16 protein-coding genes and 1 tRNA gene are annotated in these 19,477 nt (G+C 71.0%); 9 read left to right on the plus strand and 8 right to left on the minus strand.

The features are described from left to right. Positions 1 to 16 precede the first annotated feature (16 nt). From cysS to AB0E24_RS08330, 3 genes are all read left to right on the plus strand, one after another. The gene (gene cysS / locus AB0E24_RS08320) at positions 17 to 1,417 is read left to right on the plus strand and encodes a cysteine--tRNA ligase (RefSeq protein ID WP_079258069.1); all 1,401 of its coding nucleotides are present in this window, start codon (positions 17 to 19) and stop codon (positions 1,415 to 1,417) included. A 160-nt stretch (positions 1,418 to 1,577) separates the two neighbouring features. Further along, complete coding sequence (rlmB, locus tag AB0E24_RS08325) at positions 1,578 to 2,528, plus strand: 23S rRNA (guanosine(2251)-2'-O)-methyltransferase RlmB (protein ID WP_069875120.1); 951 nt, start codon at positions 1,578 to 1,580, stop codon at positions 2,526 to 2,528. 369 nt (positions 2,529 to 2,897) lie between these two features. Next, a complete protein-coding gene (locus tag AB0E24_RS08330; RefSeq protein WP_359375531.1) occupies positions 2,898 to 4,601 on the plus strand; it encodes a DoxX family protein in 1,704 nt (567 codons plus the stop codon). A gap of 969 nt (positions 4,602 to 5,570) precedes the next feature. On the opposite strand, the gene AB0E24_RS08335 is transcribed toward AB0E24_RS08330, so the two are convergent. The 3 genes from AB0E24_RS08335 to AB0E24_RS08345 form a co-directional block, all read right to left on the minus strand. After that, a complete protein-coding gene (locus AB0E24_RS08335) occupies positions 5,571 to 6,371 on the minus strand; it encodes a nucleotidyltransferase family protein (RefSeq protein ID WP_069875153.1) in 801 nt (266 codons plus the stop codon). A 153-nt stretch (positions 6,372 to 6,524) separates the two neighbouring features. Next, positions 6,525 to 6,944, minus strand: a complete 420-nt coding sequence (locus AB0E24_RS08340) for a hypothetical protein (RefSeq protein WP_069875118.1) — start codon at positions 6,942 to 6,944, stop codon at positions 6,525 to 6,527. A gap of 358 nt (positions 6,945 to 7,302) precedes the next feature. Then, the gene (locus AB0E24_RS08345; protein ID WP_069875151.1) at positions 7,303 to 8,439 is read right to left on the minus strand and encodes an ABC transporter ATP-binding protein; all 1,137 of its coding nucleotides are present in this window, start codon (positions 8,437 to 8,439) and stop codon (positions 7,303 to 7,305) included. Positions 8,440 to 8,617: 178 nt separating this feature from the next. Here AB0E24_RS08345 and AB0E24_RS08350 point away from each other — a divergent pair. The 4 genes from AB0E24_RS08350 to AB0E24_RS08365 all read left to right on the plus strand — a co-directional run bounded on the left by AB0E24_RS08350 (position 8,618) and on the right by AB0E24_RS08365 (position 11,782). Continuing rightward, positions 8,618 to 8,690 (plus strand) — tRNA-Thr (locus tag AB0E24_RS08350). A 312-nt stretch (positions 8,691 to 9,002) separates the two neighbouring features. Beyond that, the gene (locus AB0E24_RS08355) at positions 9,003 to 9,260 is read left to right on the plus strand and encodes a LysR family transcriptional regulator (RefSeq protein ID WP_359375535.1); all 258 of its coding nucleotides are present in this window, start codon (positions 9,003 to 9,005) and stop codon (positions 9,258 to 9,260) included. A 744-nt stretch (positions 9,261 to 10,004) separates the two neighbouring features. Next, positions 10,005 to 10,793: a helix-turn-helix transcriptional regulator gene (locus tag AB0E24_RS08360; RefSeq protein WP_174884815.1), complete on the plus strand. Its 789-nt coding sequence runs from the start codon at positions 10,005 to 10,007 to the stop codon at positions 10,791 to 10,793. A 23-nt stretch (positions 10,794 to 10,816) separates the two neighbouring features. Continuing rightward, positions 10,817 to 11,782 carry a LuxR family transcriptional regulator gene (locus AB0E24_RS08365; RefSeq protein ID WP_359375537.1) on the plus strand — a complete coding sequence of 322 codons (966 nt, stop codon included), beginning with the start codon at positions 10,817 to 10,819 and terminating at the stop codon, positions 11,780 to 11,782. A 321-nt stretch (positions 11,783 to 12,103) separates the two neighbouring features. Here the strand turns inward: AB0E24_RS08365 and AB0E24_RS08370 are convergent, their stop codons facing one another. The 5 genes from AB0E24_RS08370 to AB0E24_RS08390 form a co-directional block, all read right to left on the minus strand. Then, the gene (locus tag AB0E24_RS08370) at positions 12,104 to 12,601 is read right to left on the minus strand and encodes a hypothetical protein (RefSeq protein WP_147967263.1); all 498 of its coding nucleotides are present in this window, start codon (positions 12,599 to 12,601) and stop codon (positions 12,104 to 12,106) included. Positions 12,602 to 12,807: 206 nt separating this feature from the next. Then, positions 12,808 to 13,446, minus strand: a complete 639-nt coding sequence (locus AB0E24_RS08375; RefSeq protein ID WP_069870666.1) for an MBL fold metallo-hydrolase — start codon at positions 13,444 to 13,446, stop codon at positions 12,808 to 12,810. After that, positions 13,446 to 14,531 (minus strand): S-(hydroxymethyl)mycothiol dehydrogenase, encoded by a 1,086-nt coding sequence (locus tag AB0E24_RS08380; protein WP_359375540.1) that lies wholly within the window; start codon positions 14,529 to 14,531, stop codon positions 13,446 to 13,448. Before AB0E24_RS08380 ends, AB0E24_RS08375 begins: the two co-directional genes overlap by 1 nt. A gap of 107 nt (positions 14,532 to 14,638) precedes the next feature. After that, entirely contained in the window at positions 14,639 to 16,252 is a 1,614-nt protein-coding gene (locus AB0E24_RS08385) for a M4 family metallopeptidase (protein ID WP_069870662.1), read from the minus strand. A 770-nt stretch (positions 16,253 to 17,022) separates the two neighbouring features. Continuing rightward, positions 17,023 to 18,033: an NAD(P)-dependent alcohol dehydrogenase gene (locus tag AB0E24_RS08390; RefSeq protein ID WP_069870660.1), complete on the minus strand. Its 1,011-nt coding sequence runs from the start codon at positions 18,031 to 18,033 to the stop codon at positions 17,023 to 17,025. Between the two features lie 100 nt (positions 18,034 to 18,133). Between AB0E24_RS08390 and AB0E24_RS08395 the strand changes: the two genes are divergently transcribed. Together AB0E24_RS08395 and AB0E24_RS08400 are read left to right on the plus strand one after the other, a co-directional pair. Then, positions 18,134 to 18,730, plus strand: coding sequence for a TetR/AcrR family transcriptional regulator (locus AB0E24_RS08395; protein WP_079153573.1), 597 nt, complete (start codon positions 18,134 to 18,136; stop codon positions 18,728 to 18,730). A 69-nt stretch (positions 18,731 to 18,799) separates the two neighbouring features. After that, on the plus strand, positions 18,800 to 19,396 hold the full coding sequence (locus tag AB0E24_RS08400) for a Uma2 family endonuclease (protein ID WP_351372640.1): 597 nt from the start codon (positions 18,800 to 18,802) through the stop codon (positions 19,394 to 19,396). Positions 19,397 to 19,477 lie beyond the last annotated feature (81 nt).

Consider the following 19,477-nt stretch of genomic DNA (forward strand, 5'->3'; position numbering starts at 1 on the left):
CCACTACCCTTGATGCGTGACTATTCGCCTGTACGACACCAGCGCCCGGCAGATTCGTGACTTCGTCCCGCTCAGGCCGGGCTGTGTCTCGATCTACCTGTGCGGTGCCACCGTGCAGGCCGCCCCGCACATCGGGCACATCAGGTCGGGGCTGAACTTCGACATCATGCGCCGCTGGTTCGCCTACCGCGGCTATGACGTGACGTTCATCCGCAATGTCACGGACATCGACGACAAGATCATCGCGAAGTCGGCGGAGCAGAAGCGCCCATGGTGGGCGATCGGCTACGAGAACGAGCGCGCCTTCAACCAGGCGTACGACATCCTCGGCTGCCTGCCCGTGACCTATGAGCCGCGGGCCACCGGTCATGTTCCCGAGATGATCGAGATGATGCGGGAGCTGATCGACCGGGGTCATGCCTATGCCGCCGAGGGCAATGTCTACTTCGATGTGCGCTCGTTCCCCGAGTATCTGAGGCTCTCCAACCAGGATCTGGACGGGCTGCGCCAGCCCTCCGGCGAGGGCGAGACCGGCAAGCGCGACCCGCGCGATTTCGCCATGTGGAAGGCGGCGAAGCCGGGGGAGCCCAGCTGGGAGACCCCGTGGGGGCGCGGCCGCCCCGGCTGGCATCTGGAGTGCTCGGCGATGGCGCACAAGTACCTCGGGCGCGCCTTCGACATCCACGGCGGCGGCGTGGACCTGATCTTCCCGCACCATGAGAACGAGATCGCGCAGGCCAAGGCGTTCGGCGATGACTTCGCCGCCTACTGGGCGCACAACGCCTGGGTGACCATGAGCGGCGAGAAGATGAGCAAGTCGCTCGGCAACTCGGTGCTGGTCTCCGAGATGGTCAAGCGCTGGCGTCCGATCGTGCTCCGCTACTACCTGGGCACCCCGCACTACCGGTCGATGATCGAGTACAGCGAGGAGGCCCTGCGCGAGGCGGAGTCGGCGTTCGCGCGGATCGAGGGTTTCGTCCAGCGGGTGACCGAGAAGGCGGGGAAGGCCGTCCCGGCAGCGGCCGAGGTGCCGCCCGCCTTCGCGGAGGCGATGGACGACGACCTCGGGGTGCCGCAGGCGCTCGCGGTCGTCCACACCACCGTCCGCCAGGGCAACTCCGCCCTGACCGCCGACGACAAGGAGGCGGCGGTCGCCCGGCTCGCCGAAGTGCGGGCCATGCTGGGCGTGTTGGGCCTCGATCCGCTCGATGAGCACTGGGCGGGCGGTTCGGACCGCGGCGAGGATCTGCACGGCGTGGTCGACTCCCTCGTCCGGCTGGTCCTGGAGCAGCGGCAGGCCGCGCGGGCCCGTAAGGACTACGCGACGGCGGACGCGATCCGCGACCAGCTCCAGCAGTCGGGTCTGGTGATCGAGGACACCCCGTCCGGACCGCGCTGGGAGCTGGGTCAGCGCTGAGGCCCTGACCTCCCGTGTTGTGCCGCCCGGCGCCCCGGGCGGCACACTTGTGACCGTACAAATGACCGCACAGACGCCTTCGACCACACAGATGTGTGACGTTCGACGTTCGAGCCGCCTGCTGAGCAGCGCCGAGCAGTGAAGAGACAGGTGACCATTCATGGCCGGCAACAGCCAGCGCAGGAACCGCCGTACCAGCAACAAGAAGGGTGCGACGGTCGGCAGCGGCGGTAAGCGGCGCCGGGGCCTCGAGGGCAAGGGGCCCACCCCGCCCGCCGAGATGCGCAAGGGGCACGTCAAGCAGCGGGTGGCCAACGCCCGCGCCCGCCAGGCCGCCAAGCGACCCGTACCGCGCCGCGGCGGCAAGGGGCCGAACGAGATGGTGGTGGGCCGTAATCCGGTGGTCGAGGCGCTGCGCGAGGGCGTTCCGGCGAACACCTTGTATGTGCAGCAGTTCATCGACAGCGACGACCGGGTGCGCGAGGCGCTGAAGCTGGCCGCCGACCGCGGCGGCATCCACCTCATGGAGGCCCCCAAGGCCGAGCTCGACCGGCTGACGAACGGACTGAACCACCAGGGCCTGGTGCTCCAGGTCCCGCCGTACGAGTACGCCCACCCCGAGGACCTGAGCGCGGCCGCCTTCGACGAGGACGAGGACCCGCTGATCGTCGCCCTCGACGGCGTCACCGACCCGCGCAACCTGGGCGCGGTGGTCCGCTCGGTGTCCGCCTTCGGCGGCCACGGCGTGGTCGTACCGGAGCGGCGCGCGGCCGGGATGACCGCGGGCGCCTGGAAGACCTCCGCGGGCACCGCAGCCCGCACCCCGGTCGCCCGCGCGACCAACCTCACCCGGACGCTGGAGGCTTACCAGAAGGCGGGCCTGATGGTGGTCGGCCTGGCGGCGGACGGCGATGTCGAGCTCCAGGACCTCGAGGCGCTGGACGGCCCGGTCGTGATCGTCGTCGGCAGCGAGGGGAAGGGGCTCTCCCGGCTGGTGGGCGAGACCTGCGACCTGCGGGTGCGGATCCCGATGCCGGGCGGCGCGGAGTCGCTCAACGCGGGTGTGGCGGCGGGCGTCGTCCTCTACGAGGCGGCACGCCGCCGGGCGTAGGCGGGACGGGGGTCTGCTGCGGGCTCCGTTGCGGGGTTGGTGCGGGCCGCCGCGCGAGTCCTGGCAGGGGTGTGCGCTGTCGGCGTCGACCGGTGGTCGCGTGGTCGCCGTCCGGTTGTGGTCCGGTCGTTGTCCGGCCGCTGTGGCGACGTGGTGCGGCCGTGATGCGGCCGCGGTGCGGGCTCGGTGGAGTCGTGGTGCGGCCGCGACGCGTGACCGGTGGGGCCGTGGGCGGGGCGTGGACGCCTCCGTAGGGCCCTGGCCTCCGGGCGATGATCTTGACGGGCCTCGGACAGATCGGGACGTCCCCGGCAGTGTCTTTCCCGTCCGTCACTCGGTTAGTTGGGCGTGGAGACCAGAAACGCCCGCATGCCTTCGCCCCTGGCGGGACGCGCGCGGGGATTTGACGACGAGCCGCAGCTGACCATGGCCAAGGTGCCATGCGATCCGGCGCAGGTCGCCGTCAACGCCCCGAGCTTCCGGGTGCAGCTCAGCACGCCGGTCGTCAGCAGCGCGCTGGCGGACACGACCCGGCTCGCCCGCGTCCCGGCCCCGGGCCGGCGCCGGCCGCCCGTGGTGTGGAGCGGCCGCACCCGCCCCGGCGGGGACACCGCGGCGACCCGGCTGCTCCAGGCCGTGCGGTACTCCGCCGAGGGTCCGGCCGACACTCTGTCCGACGGCCTGAACGACCCTCTGGGCCGCTCCCGGTCCGGCGAGGGCGCCGATGACGTGGTGGGCGCCACGCAGGTGCTGCCGCGGATCGCCTTCGACGACGACACGCCCACGGTCATCGGCCCGCGCAGCCCTCATACGGACAGCGTGCCCCGGTCGTCCGGGCGGCAGCGCCCGGCCGCGGCGGGCGGGGCGAGCGAGGTGGCCAGGGCGGCCGGGGCGGAGCGGCGCGGCGCGTCCTCCGTGCGGCCGGGCGCCACCGACGGCGATGGGCAGGAGCCGGGGCGCGCCCCGCTGCCGCGCCCGCGCCGCCACTCCGAGTCCGTACGCCACGCCTACTACCCCGGGCGCCGGATGAACCTCGGCGTCGTCCTGCTCCCGCTGCGCATCTTCCTCGGCTTCATCTGCGTCTACGGCGGGATGGGCAAGCTCTCCGACCCCGTCTACTTCGACGGCGGCGAGCGTGGCTCGATGGTCACCTGGCTGCGCACGCTCCACCCCTGGCCGATCGCGGAGCCGCTGCGCGACCTGGCGCTGGAGCATCCGGTGGGCGCCGGGCTGACCGTGGCGTTCCTCCAGATCGTGGTCGGCGTGCTCACGGTGCTCGGGCTCTGGCAGCGGCTGGCCGCCGCGTTCGGCGCGCTGCTGTCCGCGGCGCTGATCGTCACCGTGAGCTGGCGTACGGTGCCGGTCTACGACGCGCCCGACATCATCTACCTCGCCGCCTGGAGCCCGCTGATCATCGCGGGCGCGCCGGTCTACTCGGTGGACGCCCGGCTCACCGGCGAGGCATGGCGGCGGCTCGGCCCCCGGGCCGGGCTGTGGGAGCTGCGGCGGCGGGTGCTGCGCCGTGGCGGCGTGATGGCGATGGTGGTCGCCGGGCTGACGCTGCTGATCGGTTCGATGCTGGGTGCCGCCGTACGGTCCTCGGAGGTCGTGAAGGCGCCGGAGCCCAGCGATCTGCCGACGAACAACCTGCCCGGCTCACCGCTGCCCAGCAAGCCCGCGGAGAGCAAGCGCGGCGGGCAGCGCGGGCCGGTGGGCACGGGCACCGGATCGGCCGATGCCCCGTCGCCGCGTGAGCGGCTGTCGCGCCACCCGGAGCCGTCCGCCTCGGACACCGCGGCGTCGACGTCCTCCTCCGGCGTGCCGAGCGCCGAGGAGTCGGCGTCCGGCATCTCCGGCCGCCCCACCGGCGGATCGCGGCCGCGCCCGGGCCTGGGGACCACCCCTCGCACCCCACGCCACCCCCTCGCCCCGACGGCGGACCCGTCGTCGCTGGGCGGCGCCGGGGGAGGGCTGTCCGCGGGCGGCCCGGAGGGCGGCCCGTCGGAGGAGAACACGTACAGCAACACCGACCCGGCAGCCGAGGAGGCCGCCTTGGGCGGCCTCCTCGGCTGAGCCGGGGTCCGCACGGCGCGTACGGCGTTTGTCTGACCTTGCACGGCGCTGCCTGGGCCCAGGGCTGCCTGGCCCGTACGGCGCTGTTTGTGGTCGGCAGCGAGGCTATGGGCGGACGGTGGCCTCGTGGGTGGCTGCCGGTTCGGGCCCAGGCCCGGCACCATCGAAGCGCGGCTTGGCCGCGGCTCAGCTGTGCGGTGTGCTGTCTGTGGGCGGTGACGAGGTCGTGGGCGTTCGTACGACGGACCAGAGGGCGGCTGTCGGCCGGGGCCCGTGCCCAGCATTGCCGGAGCGTGGCTGAGCCGCGGTTCACGGTCCTGTTTGCGTGCGACGGCGAGGCCGCGCGCGGCGGGCGGTCTTGTGGGCGGCTGAGGGCTTGGGCTCGTGCTCAGTATTGCCGGAGCGTGGCTGAGCAGCCGGGGCTTGGCTGTGCGGAGTTGTCGCGGTCGGCGGCGAGTGCGTGGGCGTACGACGGACCAGCGGGCGGCTGACGCCCCGGGCCGCGCTCAGTATCACCGGAGCGGGTCAGCGCGGTTCAGCTCTGCGGTCTGCGGCGAGGCTGCGGGCGGCTGGCGGCCCCGTGGGCGGTCGGCGACCTGGGCCCAGGCCCGGCACCATCGAAGCGCGGCTTGGCCGCGGCTCAGCTGAGCGGTGCTGCTTGCGGGCGGTGACGAGGCCGCGGGTGGCCGACGGCCCTGTGGGCGGCTGTGACGGCCTGGGCCTGCGCTCAGCACCGCCGAAGTGGCTTAGTCGCGGTTCGGCTGTGGGGAACTGCCCGCAGCTGGCGATGAGGCCGTGGGCGGAGGACGGACCAGTGGGTGCGGCCGACGCCCCGGGTCCGGGCCCGGTGCCAGCGAAGCGCGGCTCAGCTGTGTGGTGCTGTGTCCGCGAGCGGTGGCGGGCCCGGCACCGCCGGTGTCGTGCCGAACGAGTCGCGGCTCAGCGGTGCCGCACGGCTGAGCCGTGGGCTCAGCCGTGCGGCACCGGCTCCGAGTCGAAGGGGCCGTGGCCGTGCGGCGGCGGGCCCGCGGCGAGTTCCTTCGCGGCCTCGGTCAGATCCTTGGCGGTGTCGATGGCGCGCCAGTACGCGCCCTGGGGCAGTGGGAAGCCCGCCAGCCGCCGCTCGCGCGCCAGGCGCGGGAAGGTGGTGCGCTCGTGGTCGCCCCGGTCGGGCAGCAGCGCGGTGAAGGCGGCGGAGAAGACGTAGACGCCCGCGTTGATGAGATACGGCGAGGGCGGCGACTCGATGAAGTCCAGGACATGCCCGAACTCATTGGTCTCCACCGCCCCCCACGGAATGCGCGGCCGGGCGAGGGCGAGCGTGGCGGTGGCGCCGCGCTCGTCGTGGAAGTCCGCCATGTCGCGAAGCGAGAAGCGGGTCCAGATGTCGCCGTTGGTGGCGTACCAGGGCCGGTCGGGGTGGGGGAGCCTGGCGGCGGCGAACTTCAGGCCGCCGCCGCGCCCCAGCGGCTCCTTCTCGACGACGGTCGTCACCCGCAGCGGCAGCTCCGCCGCCTCGAGCCAGTCCTGGAGGACGGCGGCGAGGTGGCCGCAGGAGACGACGGCGTCGGTGACGCCCTCGGCGGCCAGCCAGGCCAGCTGGTGGCCGATGATCGGCGTCCCGGTGCCCGGGATCTCGACCATCGGCTTGGGGCGGTCGTCGGTGTACGGACGCAGCCGCGAGCCCTGGCCGCCGGCCAGGACGACGGCTTGTGTGGGGCGCGCGCTCTGGTGGTGATGCCCGGGTTTGCGCTCGTCGTCATCGCTCATGAACCGCACCATATGCGGTGGGGGGACCGCCGTAGGCGGAGCCGGAGCGGGAACGGCGGGAAGAGCGGCAGCGGGCAGCGCGGCAGCGGGCAGCGCGGCGGCGACGGGGCACGCCCGCCAGCCGCGTGGCCCAGGCGGCGCGGCTGACGCGGGTCAGCGGTACGCCTGGGTGATCCCGGAGGCGAACGAGGTGTCGCAGACGGGCCGGGCGTACCCCTGGGCGCGGCTCACACCGCCGTACTTGGCGACCGCGGCGCGGCCGAGCGCGCGGGCGATGGAGGCGCAGTGCTTGGCGAGCGAGGGCCGTTCGGCGGTGGCGACCTGGAGGTGGGTGAGCGCCACGGAGGGGTTCTTCTCCTGGAGCTCGGCGAGCAGGCGATCGCGCAGCAGCTCGTGCGGGGCCCGGTGGGTGGCGTGCGTGGAGGCCCGGTCGGAGGAGGCGGTGAGGATCTGCGACTCGGCGCTCGGCGAGGCCCAGGGGACGCGGGTGACCGCGAGGGTGCCGGAGAGGACGAGCACGACGGGGAGGACGAGAGCGAGCGTTCTGCCGATGCGGCGGGCTGCGGTGTTCACGGGGCGGTTCCTCGCGGGTGGGTGGTACGGAACTGCGGTACGCGGTGATCGTAGCGAGGAGCGACGATTTGGCGACATTCAGTCACCAACCCGGGTGACGGAAAGCCGCTCTTGGCGATCAAAGAGTTGACGTTCGAGGGCGAAATGCTCGAAATGTCGGGGAATTTATCGACAACACAACATCGTGGGAGTGCCCCGCGCCACCGGCCGGGACGCCCGGTGCGAGCACAGCGTGAGCACGGCACGGGCACAACGTGGGCAGCACGGCACGGGTACGACGCGACGGCGCCGCCCGTCCGCGGGGAGCGGACGGACGGCGCCGTCGGAACGACTTCGGATGACCGTCAGGGCATCGGGCTCAGTCGCTGAGCCGCTCGCCGGAGGAGGTCGAGAAGACGTGGGTCTCGCCCGGCCGCGGCACGACGTGCAGCTGAGCGCCCTTCTCCGGCACCTGGCGCCCGTTCACGCGGACCACCAGGTCCTTGACCTCGCCGCCGACCTCGGCGGTGCCGTAGACGTAGCCGTCGGCGCCGAGCTCCTCGACGACGTTGACGGTGACGGCGAGACCGGCCGGGGCGTCGTCGGACGTCTTGGCGAGGCCCTTGGCGGCGCCGCCGTTCTGCTCGACCACGTCGAAGTGCTCGGGCCGGACGCCCACGGTGACCGTGCGGTCGCCGTTGTCCGACGCGGCGCTCAGCGCCTCACGCGAGACCGGGACGACGCTGTTGCCGAACTTCACACCGCCGTCGGTGATCGGCACCTCGACGAGGTTCATCGCCGGCGAGCCGATGAAGCCCGCGACGAAGAGGTTGGCGGGGCGGTCGTACATGTTGCGCGGCGAGTCGACCTGCTGGAGCAGCCCGTCCTTGAGGACCGCGACCCGGTCGCCCATGGTCATGGCCTCGACCTGGTCGTGCGTGACGTAGACCGTCGTGATGCCGAGACGCCGCTGGAGGCTCGCGATCTGCGTACGCGTCTGCACACGCAGCTTGGCGTCCAGGTTGGACAGCGGCTCGTCCATGAGGAACACCTGCGGCTCCCGGACGATCGCCCGGCCCATCGCCACACGCTGCCGCTGACCACCGGACAGTGCCTTCGGCTTGCGCTCCAGGTACTCGGTGAGGTCGAGGATCTTCGCCGCGTCCTCGACCTTCTGCCGGATCTCGGTCTTGTTCACGCCCGCGATCTTGAGCGCGAAGCCCATGTTCTGGGCGACGGACATGTGCGGGTACAGCGCGTAGTTCTGGAACACCATGGCGATGTCCCGGTCCTTCGGCGGCAGGTGGGTGACATCGCGGTCGCCGATCCGGATGGCGCCGCCGTTGACGTCCTCCAGCCCCGCGAGCATCCGCAGGGAGGTCGACTTCCCGCAGCCGGAGGGGCCGACGAGTACGAGGAACTCGCCGTCCTCGATCGAGATGTCGAGCTGATCGACAGCGGGCTTCTCAGTGCCCGGGTACACCCGGGTCGCCTTGTCATACGTGACCGTGGCCATGGTGATATGTCCCTTCACCGGCAGGAACGTGCCGGACGATCCGAGTAAAGGTAGGGGTCTAGTCCACCGGAGGTGGATTGGCGTGACGTTATACCGGCGAGGGCGGCCATGTCTCTAGGTGAGACCCGAGAATTTTTCGAACGGATCACACCACGGGGACGGGTACACTGCTGTGGACGCCGACTTAGCTCAGCTGGTAGAGCACCGCTCTTGTAAAGCGAAGGTCGTCGGTTCGAACCCGACAGTCGGCTCTGGAAACCGCAGATCACAGACGTGACTCTGCGGTTTTTTCTTTGTCTCGGGGCGATCGGGGCGATCGGGGCGGCCGTGGGGTCTCCGCGGGTCTGCCGGGGCGCCTCCGTGGCGCGTCCCGCGGGGTGGCGGCGGGGCCGGTGGCCTGGGGTGGACGCCGGGCTCCGGGGGCGGTCGGGCGGCGAGGGGCGGTTCGGTGCCGGGCGTACGGCGGGGCAGATGATGTTGCCCCTTGCAGCTTCCTGCATCCGCTGTTGCCTATCGGGATTCGATCCGTTGATATGGGCTGAAGCGGATATCAGGGGGAAGAAATGCATGAGCGTGAGTTCCGTGCCTTCGTATCCATCGCCGAGATCGGACGTATGGATGAGGCGGCGAAAGCACTCGATTATTCACAGCCGGCCATCAGCTACCAGATCAAGTGTCTTGAACAAGCCTTGGGCGTGCGGCTTTTCACGCGGGACTCCACCGGTACTCAGCTGACCAAGGCGGGGTGGGCGATTCTTCCGTCCGCGCGGGCGGTGCTGGCGCTCATCGACGACATGAAGGACGCGTGTGCGGCGGCTTGAGGGCGGCATGTCACCGGAAGCCCGGCGGTGCACCCGGTGGGCCGGTCTCGGCCGGTACGGGGTGGATCGCACCCTTGCGGCGGGTCCGCGCCCGTGCATGGACGGCGCTCCGATCGGTGTAAAGCGTGGCGCTGTCGGGGTGGCGCGGTCCGGGGCGGGGTTCGCCGTCGGAGGTGTGAAGAGCCCAACTGACCTGGTACTTTACGGAGTTGCCGGGTGGCGTGCGGGGTTAGCGGGCCGTGATGTGGCGGGTGTTGGTGCATAGCTGACAGCAAGCGGTCATCGGGCACCGTTTTGATTGCGCACCGTCTCCGTACGACTGCGTTGCGCACCCGGAGCGTGATCGTCCGAGCCGTAATTCCGGACAGATGTGCAGCTTGATGTCAATCCCGCGCCCCGGATGCGGAGTGGAATCGGTTTCCGTTCGAGAGTCGGCCGATTTATCCGAACGTTATCAACTATGATGCGTTGACTGAGGCGCGGTCGGCGAACTAATCTCGCCGCCGCACGGCCTAGGGGGCGGCCTTCCGGAGATAACGCACGCTGGTCAACGCGCACTTGAACGTACGTGAATGTACGGCGATGCAGGGGGGAGACGGGCAGTTCGGTTGCCCGTGTCATTCGCGTATCAAAACGCTGGGGAAAACGTCGGGTGTCGTCGATGCGGCCATATCTCGGCCGTCCGCCGCTCGGCGTTCATCGACGGGTTCGCGGCGGTGCTGTCGCGTACCGCATGGGGGAGTCATGTCAGAACTGTCGAATTCGAGTGGAAGATCCGACGGCGTAGAAGAGACGCTCAAGCAGGTATGTGAGCTGATCGAATCGGCGGTGACCCTGCACCGCAGCATTCCGCCGCAGCCCTCGCCCATGGTGCTCGCCACCGATGGAATGGCGGTCGGGCAAGCCGTCGGGCCTCTGCTGGCCGGTGCCAAGTACAGCGTCAGCGTGATCGTTCCGGGCGCTCTGGAGCGGGCCAGGCCGATGCTCGCGCTGATGGGGCGGTTCGCCGCGGCGGCCAAGTCCGGGGTCACCGTCCGGCTGCTGTGCACTCCGCAGGTGCTCGCGGTCCCCCATGGCATCCTCGCCGCGCTGCGCGGCGGGCAGCTGGGCTTCGAGGTCCGGATCACCGACGCCGATCTGCACGGGACCGTCATCGTCGACGGCAAGGCGGCGTTCGGGCGTTCGGGACCCGAGCGGGACGGGCGTTACGCCACCGTCAACACCGACCTCGCCTCCGTGCGCGCGCTGTATCTGATGTTCGCCGGGGCCTGGGGCAGCGCGATGCCGGTCCATGAACATCTGAGGCTGGCCGATCGGCTCCGCTCGGACTCCATGCGGGTGATCCTCGAGCGGCTCCGCGAGGGGCACACCGACGACGTCGCGGCCAAGAAGATCCAGATTTCGCTGCGCACCTATCGCCGCCATGTGGCGGCGATCATGCGGGACGTGGGCGCGAGTTCGCGTTTCCAGGCGGGGGTGCGCGCGGTGGAGCTCGGGCTGCTCTCCCATTCGGGCAGCGAGCTGGTGGATTGAGCGAAATCACGGGGGTGAGGGCAATGAGGGTTCCCACGCCGACGGGGGCCGGGGTCCAGCGACAGCACGATGACGGCGACGGTGACGACGGGCACCCCGGTGACGAGAGGGATCCGGGTGACGGTGGGCGCGCCGGTGACGAGGGGCACCCTGATGACGGCGGGCACTCCCGTGATGAGGGGGACTCCCGCGACGAGGGGGACTCTCGCGATGACGAGCGCCCCGCTGACGACATCACCCAGGAACTGCTGGCGGTCCGGGCGCTCATCGAATCCACCGTGGTCAAACACCGTGACCGACAGCTGCGGAACTCCTGGGTGGCGGCCGTCGAGGCGGACGACAAGGAAGTGCACGCCGCCGCACAGGACCTGCTGCGAACGGCCACGGAACGGGTGGACGTGGTGCTGGCGGCGGAGGCCGCGCATGTGCACGTACTGCACGGCGTCCTCGACGGCTGGCTGCGGTCGGGCGGCGGCACCGTGCGCACCCGGATGCTGTGCGCCCAGAACACCGTGGACTGGGGCTTCGTACAGCGGCATGTGCGGGACGGGAACCCCCTGGAGGTGCGGGTGGCGCGCATACCGCTGCTCGCCGCCCTCATCGTGGACGGCCGGGCCGCCCTGGTGTGCGCGGACTCGGCCGCGGGCCGGCGCGCCTCCACCCTGCGGGACTCGGGGGTCATCGAGACGCTCCAGACGCTCTTCGACGGCATCTGGCGCACCGCGCTGTCGGCCAGCGAGCGCGTCGAGCTGGGCGAGCGATCGCGAGGGGAGTTGGTGCGGCCGATCCTGGAGCGGCTGCGGCTGGGGGCCACCGATGAGGTCGCGGCCCGCGAGTTGGCGGTCTCCGTTCGTACATATCGCCGCTATGTGGCCGAAATCATGGCGTTGCTGGGGGCCAACTCACGCTTTCAGGCCGGGGTACGGGCGGCGGAGCTGGGCCTGCTGCCCATGACACCGCCCCAGGAACCCCCAAAGCCCTGGAGATGATGGCCGGAAACGGCGAGCGGAGCGGGGCCTCCGGGGGCCGGAAACGCCGGTGACCGCGAGGCCCGGCTCGGGTCTGGCAGCTTCCTGTAGTGCCCTTTGCGGAGGGTTCTCGGCGGTCGATACATATGGCGACGAGGGAAATCAGCCCCCGTGCCGCGGCGCGGGGGAGATTCCCCACCGGCGGCATTCAACCCCCGAGAACGCTGCCGGAGCGGAGGTTCGGCCACGGATTCCAGCCGCACCGGACCTCCGCTGAATCGATCGGGCACGAACCGAATGAATCGATCGGGGACGAACCGAACCCGCCGGCGCGGCGGCATCTCATACGCGCGGGAAGCGGGACTGCACGTCCCACACCAGCGGGTTGTCGCCCAGGCCCTCGTGCATATCCGTGAGGTCGGCGATCAGATCGTGCAGGAAGTCGCGGGCCTCGCGGCGCAGCGCCGCATGGTTGAAGGTCAGCGGCGCCTCCTCGAGCGGCACCCAGTCGGCGGTGATGTCCACCCAGCCGAAGCGGCGCTCGAAGAGCAGCCGGTCCGTGGATTCGGTGAAGTCCAGTTCGGCGTGGACCGGGGTGGCCGAGCGGCTGCCGCGCGGGTCCCGGTCGAGCCGTTCCACGATGTCGCACAGCGCCCAGGCGAAGTCGAGAACCGGCACCCATCCCCAGGCTGTGGACAACTCGCGGTCGGTCTTCGTATCGGCGAGGTAGACGTCCCCGCAGAACAGGTCGTGCCGCAGGGTGTGCGCGTCCGCGCGCCGGTAGTCGGTCTGCGGCGGGTCGGGGAAGCGGCGGGAGAGGGAGTAGCCCAGGTCGATCACGCGGTCGATGGTGTCATGGGGCGCGGGGCCGCCCCGCCGCCGGGCGGCCCCGCGCAACGGGGCCGGTGTTCCCGCGCAACGGGGTGCAGCCCCGCGCGGAGTTCAGCCCCCGCACGACGCTCAGCCTCCGCGCCCGCGGCTCTGCGCCTCCGCGCCCGCGGCTCTGCGCCTCCGCGCCCGCGGCTCTGCGCCTCCGCGCCCGCGGCTCAGTGCCCCCGTGCGATCCACTCCTCGAGGTGCGGGGCCTCGTCCCCGATGGTCGTGGAGTCGCCGTGGCCGGTGCGGACCACCGTCTCCGGGGGCAGCGTCAGGAGCCGCTCCCGGATCGACTCGACGATCGTCGGGAAGGACGAGTACGAGCGCCCGGTCGCGCCCGGACCGCCCTGGAAGAGGGTGTCCCCGGAGAAGACCGTGGTCAGCGTCGGGGCGTGCAGGCAGACCGCGCCGGGGGAGTGGCCGGGGGTGTGCAGGACCCGCAGCTGGGTCCCGGCGACCGTGAGGACGTCGCCGTCGGCCAGTGGCTTGTCCGGGGCGCGGTCCGGGTGGCGCATCCGCCACAGCACCTCGTCCTCCGGGTGCAGCAGAATCGGTGCGCCGGTGCGGTCGGCGAGCGCCGGGGCCGCGTCGATGTGGTCGTCATGGCCGTGGGTGGAGATGATGCCGAGCAGCCGGCGGTCGCCGACGGCGTCCGCGATGGCGTCGGCGTCATGCGCGGCGTCGATCACGTACACCTCGTGGTCGTCGCCGATCAGCCATACGTTGTTGTCCACCTCCCAGGTGCCGCCGTCCAGCGAGAAGGTGCCGGAGGTGATGAGGTGGTCGACGCGTACGGGCGGCGGGGTCATCAGAACATCACCACCGAGCGGAGCACCTCACCGCGGTGCATCTTGGCGAACGCCTCCTCGATGTCCTCGAGCCCGATCGTCTCGCTGACGAACGTGTCCAGGTCGAGGCGGCCCTGCTGGTAGAGGTCGATCAACATGGGGAAGTCGCGCGACGGCAGACAGTCCCCGTACCAGGAGGACTTGAGCGCGCCGCCGCGCCCGAAGACGTCCAGCAGCGGCAGCTCCAGCTTCATCTCCGGGGTGGGGACGCCGACCAGGACGACGGTGCCGGCCAGATCGCGGGCGTAGAACGCCTGCCGGTAGGTCTCGGGGCGGCCCACGGCCTCGATGACGACATCGGCGCCGTTGCCGTCGGTCAGCTCCCGGACGGCCTCGACGACATCGGCGCTGCCCGCGTCGATGGTGTGGGTGGCGCCGAGCGAGCGGGCCCACTCCAGCTTCCGCTTGTCCAGATCCACCGCGATGATCTTCGCGGCCCCGGCCAGCCGCGCCCCGGCGACCGAGGCGGCGCCGACCCCGCCGCAGCCGATCACGGCGACGGAGTCACCGCGCTGGACATTGCCGGTGTTGAGCGCGGCGCCGATCCCGGCCATCACTCCGCAGCCGAGCAGTCCGGCCGCGGCGGGCGAGGCCGAGGGGTCCACCTTGGTGCACTGCCCGGCGGCCACCAGCGTCTTCTCGGCGAACGCGCCGATGCCCAGCGCCGGGGACAGCGGGGTGCCGTCGGTCAGTGTCATGGGCTGCTCGGCGTTGTGGGTGTTGAAGCAGTACCAGGGGCGGCCCCGGCGGCAGGCCCGGCACTCGTGGCAGACCGCCCGCCAGTTGAGGATCACGTAGTCGCCGGGGGCCACCTCCGTGACGCCCTCGCCCACGGACTCCACGATGCCCGCCGCCTCATGGCCGAGGAGGAAGGGGAACTCATCGTTGATCCCGCCCTCCCGGTAGTGCAGATCGGTGTGGCAGACGCCGCACGCCTGGATCCGCACCACCGCTTCGCCGGGGCCGGCGTCCGGCACCACGATCGTCTCGATCCTGACCTTCTCGCCCTTGCCGGGGGCCACCACACCGCGTACCTGTTGAGTCATGACAGCAGCGTAAGTGCAGACCACCGGCTACGACAGGGATGACGAGGCTTGTCCGGAACGGGCCGCACCGGTCCCCCGGTACGGCCCGTCCGGGCTTCGTACGGGGATTACTTCACGTTGATCGCGGTCCACGCGGCGGCGACGGCCTTGTACTCCGTGGAGCTGGAGCCGTAGAGGTCGGCCGCGGCGCTGAGGGTGCCGGTGCGGGCGCCCGCGTACTTGGTCGTCGAGGTCCAGTACGTGGTCAGGGCCCGGTACCAGATCTTGATGGCCTTGTCCCGGCCGATCCCGGTGACGGTCGAGCCGTCGTAGGTCGGGCTGTTGTAGCTCACGCCGTTGATCACCTTCGCGCCGCTGCCCTCGGACAGCAGGTAGAAGAAGTGGTTGGCGGGGCCGGAGGAGTAGTGGACGTCGATGTTGCCGAGCGTCGAGGACCAGTAGTCCTTGGACGCCCCGTCCTTGCTGGGCTTGTCCTGGTAGCGCAGCGGGGTGCCGTTGCCATTGATGTTGATCTTCTCGCCGATGAGGTAGTCACCGACGTCCGCGGAGTTGCCCGAGTAGAACTCCACCGCGGTGGCGAAGATGTCGGAGGTGGCCTCGTTGAGACCGCCGGACTCGCCGCTGTAGTTGAGATTGGCGGTGGCCGCGGTCACACCGTGGCTCATCTCATGGCCGGCCACGTCCAGCGAGGTCAGCGCGTTGGCGTTGCCCGAGCCGTCGCCGTAGGTCATGCAGAAGCAGGAGTCCTGCCAGAAGGCGTTCACGTAGTTGTTGCCGTAGTGGACGCGGGAGTAAGAGCCCACGCCGTCGTTCCTGATGCCGTTGCGGCCCAGGAACTCCTTGTAGAAGTCCCAGGTCTCGGCCGCGCCGTAGTGCGCGTCGACGCCGGCGGTCTGGCGGCCGCCGCCCCATACGTCGTCCGCGTCGGTGAACAGGGTGCCGGTTCCCGAGCTGCCCTGGTTCAGGTCATAGGTCTTGTGGTTGCCGCGCGCACCGTCGGTGAGGCTGTAGGTGGAACCGCTCTTGGTGGTGCCGAGGGTCACCGTGCCGCTGTACTTGCTGGTGCCGGTGCCGGTCTCGACGCCCTCCCACTGCGACAGCTTCGCGCCCGTGGTGGCGTCGGTGACGACGTGCAGCTCGCTCGGGGTGCCGTCGGCCTGCGTCCCGGTGACGACGGTCTCCCAGGCCAGGACGGGCGTGCCGGTGGCGGCCCAGACGACCTTCCGCGGCGACTTGGCCTTCTCGCCGGTGGTCGCCTCGGGCGCGGCCTTCAGCGCGGTGCCGGAGGCGGCCGAGGGGGCAACGGCGGCGTCGGTGCTCTTGACCGCTATCCGGGCGCCGGTGGCCTTGTTGACGGAGCGTGCGCCGCTGGTCTTCTCGTGGACGACCAGGTCGCCGCCGAGGACGGGCAGCCCCGCGTAGGTGCGCTCATAGCGGGTGTGAACGGTTCCGTCCGCGTCCTTGATGACGTCGCGGACGAGGAGCTTCTCCTTGGCCCCGAGTCCGAGGGACTCGGCCTGCGCGGAGGCGTCGGCCTGGGCCGCCTTGATCGCGGTGGCGCGCTCGGTGGCGGTCAGCGGAAGCGCCGAGGCGCCTGCCTCGCGCTCCGGCTGGGCGCTGGCCTGGCCGGTCTGCACCCCGATGACGACCATGGCGGCGGAGGCGACGAGCGCCGCCACGCGGATGGTCTTCTTACGGGGGGAGGAAGCGATGGGTCTCACTCGATCTCCTTGCTTTGGGGCCGCCGGGTCGCGGCCCTGTGTAGGGGGTACGGACGGCTATGGGTGGGCCGTCCGGTCGAGCAGGAGTGGTGCGAGTGGTGCACATAGCGGTGCGTGCGGGCCTTACCGCGGCGTCAGAGGACGTGCGGCGGGCCGACCAGAGATTGTCATTGAACGATCGATTGGGGTAGGCGCGTAACAAGAATTTGACTCGACGTTGTTCAAGTGGGGGCGAATTCGGTCAGCGAGGCATCAGGCAACAACGGCTGGTTCATGCCGACTTATGCCGCTACGTCATGCCCCTGCCGCGTTGGCGCCCGCGGTCGCGATGGCGCCGGGTCCCGGCCGATCGCCCAGGTGGCGAGCGCGCCGGACCGTCCGGCGGCCACGGAGGGCGGCGTTGCCGTGTGTTGCTGTGTACGCGACGAGAAGACGATCTGTGCGCCGGGCGGAGCGCGCGGCGCGTTTCCGCCGATGGGTCAGGTCCGGCCGCCACCGTGGCGTGGGCGGGTGCCCGGCCACCGCACCTCCCGAGCCCCGACTCGGGCCCTGCGCCCCCGGTTTCGCAACCCCGGCCGCGCGGGTACGCAACCCCGGCCGCACGGTACGCATCCCCTGGCACGGGCACGGGCACGGGCGCGCGGCCCGGTCCGGGGTGCGGCCCGGTCCGGCGGCGTTGCGGCCCCGGCCGCGGGATGTGCGGGCCCGGCGGGGCGGGGGCGTTGTCCCGGCTCGGGTTGCGCGGTCCCCGCTCGGGGCGTGACGCCGGGTCAGAACTCCAGTACCGCGCGGTAGCGCGCGCGTCCGTGGCGGACGTGGTCGAGCGCCTCGTCCACGCGCGCGACCGGGAAGGTCTCGACGGCCGGGCGGATGCCGTGCCGCGCCGCGAAGTCCAGCATCTGCCGGTTCTCCATCGGCGATCCCACCACCCCGCCGACGAGCCGCTTCTCGCCCAGCAGAAGGCTCAACGGCTGGACGCTGAACGCCCCGTGCGGAACCCCGACCACGCACAGCGTCCCCTGCGGGCGCAGCGCCGCGAGATACGCGTCCCACGGCAGATCGGCCGAGACGGTCGAGAGGATGAAGTCGAACGAGCCCGCGGCCCGCTGAAGCCCCTCCTCCGCGACGATGAACTCATGGGCGCCGAACCGGCGGGTGTCGTCCGCCTTCGCCGCCGTCGAGGAGATGGCGGTCACATGGCAGCCCCATTTGGCGAGGAACTGGATCGCGAGATGGCCCAGGCCGCCCACCCCCACCACGGCGACCCGGTCCGTGGGCCGCACCCCGTTCCGGGCGATCGCCGAGAACACCGTGATCCCGGCGCACAGCAGTGGCGCCGCGTGCTCGGAGGCGAGGGCTTCGGGCAGGGGCTGGACATACCGCCAGTCGCTCGCCCGCAGCCGGGTGGCGAACGCGCCGCGCTCGCCGCGCAGCACCGTGTCGTCCTTGTGCGGACACAGATACTGCCGACCGCTGAGACACCACTCGCAGGCGAAGCACGCCCCGGCCACCGCGCCGATGCCAACGCGCCGGCCGACGGCCAGCCGCGCGCCGTCGACGGCGCTGCCCACGGCCTCGACCACGCCGACCGCCTCATGCCCCGCGACCACCGGGAACCGGGAGTAGCCGTACACGTCGTCCACCATGCCGATGTCGGTCTGGCAGACGCCGCAGTGCGTCACGGCGATGTCGACCTCCAGGGGCCCCAGCGGCTCCGGCTCGTACTCGAGCCGCTGAACGGGGCCACCGGCCCGCTCCACCGCGTATGCGCGCACGGTCATGCGTCCCACCTCAATTTTCTAACTAACTAGTTGGTTGGTTTTTTGTACGCTACGGGACCGTGCCCGTGCCGGCAACTAACCAGTTGGTAACCTGAGCTCCGTGTCTCCCCGGAAAAGCGATGCCACCCGCCGCCGCCTGCTCGACGCGGCCACCGTCGACTTCGCGGCCCATGGCATCGCGGGCGCCCGGGTCGACCGCATCGCGGCCGCCGCGGGCATCAACAAGGCGCAGCTGTACGCCTACTTCGGGGACAAGCTCGGCCTCTTCGGCGCCGTCTTCCGCCTGCACGCCGACAGCGTCGTCAACGCCGTGCCGTTCATGGCGGACGATCTTCCCCAGTACGCCGTGCGGCTCTACGACGCCGTCCTGGAGCGGCCGGAGCTGGTCCGCCTGGCCGCCTGGGCCAGGCTCGAAGGAGTGGTCACCGACAACCAGGTGACCGAGTCACCGGCGGTCGTCGTCAAGCTCCAGGCGATCGCCGAGGCCCAGCGCGACGGGCGTGTCACCGCCTCGATCGAACCCCAGGACGTCCTCGCGCTGGTGCTGGCCATGGCCCTGACCTGGTCCGCGGTCGGCCCGTCCGCCACGGCCGCCTCCGACGACCCGCCCGCGGCCCATGACCGCCGTAAGCAGGCCCTCTCCCAGGCGGTCTCGGGCGCCTTCGGCACAGGCGCCGGCCGTCCTCCGAAAGGGTGACAACGGGCTCAGTCGCCCGAGACCGCTCGCCTACGCTGGAAGCATCGCTCCGTACGAAGGAGGTCCACCGTGGCATTGACGGCCCCCGAGCGCGAGGCGCGCACGGACAGTGGCGAGAGCACCGCTTCATCGGTCGAGGAAGCCTTCGTGGCGTTGAGCGCGGCAGCCCCCGAGGGATGGCGCGTGGAACTGATCGAAGGAGAAATCCACGTGGTGCCTCCCGCTAACGGTGAGCACGAAGAGATTGTGTCCGAGGTCGCGGACCAGGTGACCAGTCGTCGCACGAACAAGGAACTGCGGACGCGTACCGGGCTCGGGCTCCTCGTCCCTGGAGCTTCGACCACCGGCAAGGTTGTTCCGGATATCGTCATCGCACCCAAGGGGAGCTTCGACGACTCCTTGGAGTACCACGACCCGGGAGCGGTGATGCTCGTCGGCGAGGTCACATCGCATTCGACCGCCGACAACGATCGGGGCCCCAAGCTCCGGGGGTATGCGGCAGCGGGCATTCCGTTCTACCTGCTGATCGACCGGGAGCGGAATCAGGCCGTTCTGCACTCCCTGCCCGTCGCCAAGAGGTACACCCGCAAGGTCGAGGTCGACATCTCCCAGCCGCTGTCGCTGCCTGAGCCCCTCGGGTTCGACCTGGACACCAGCGAGTTCTGACCCCGTTCCTCTTCGGTGTTCCTCTTCGGCGTTCCCCTTCGACGCCGGTCAGGGCGAGTGCGACGCAGGCATGGCGAGGGC

Source organism: Streptomyces malaysiensis subsp. malaysiensis (genome assembly GCF_040653035.1).
Taxonomy (GTDB): domain Bacteria; phylum Actinomycetota; class Actinomycetes; order Streptomycetales; family Streptomycetaceae; genus Streptomyces; species Streptomyces malaysiensis.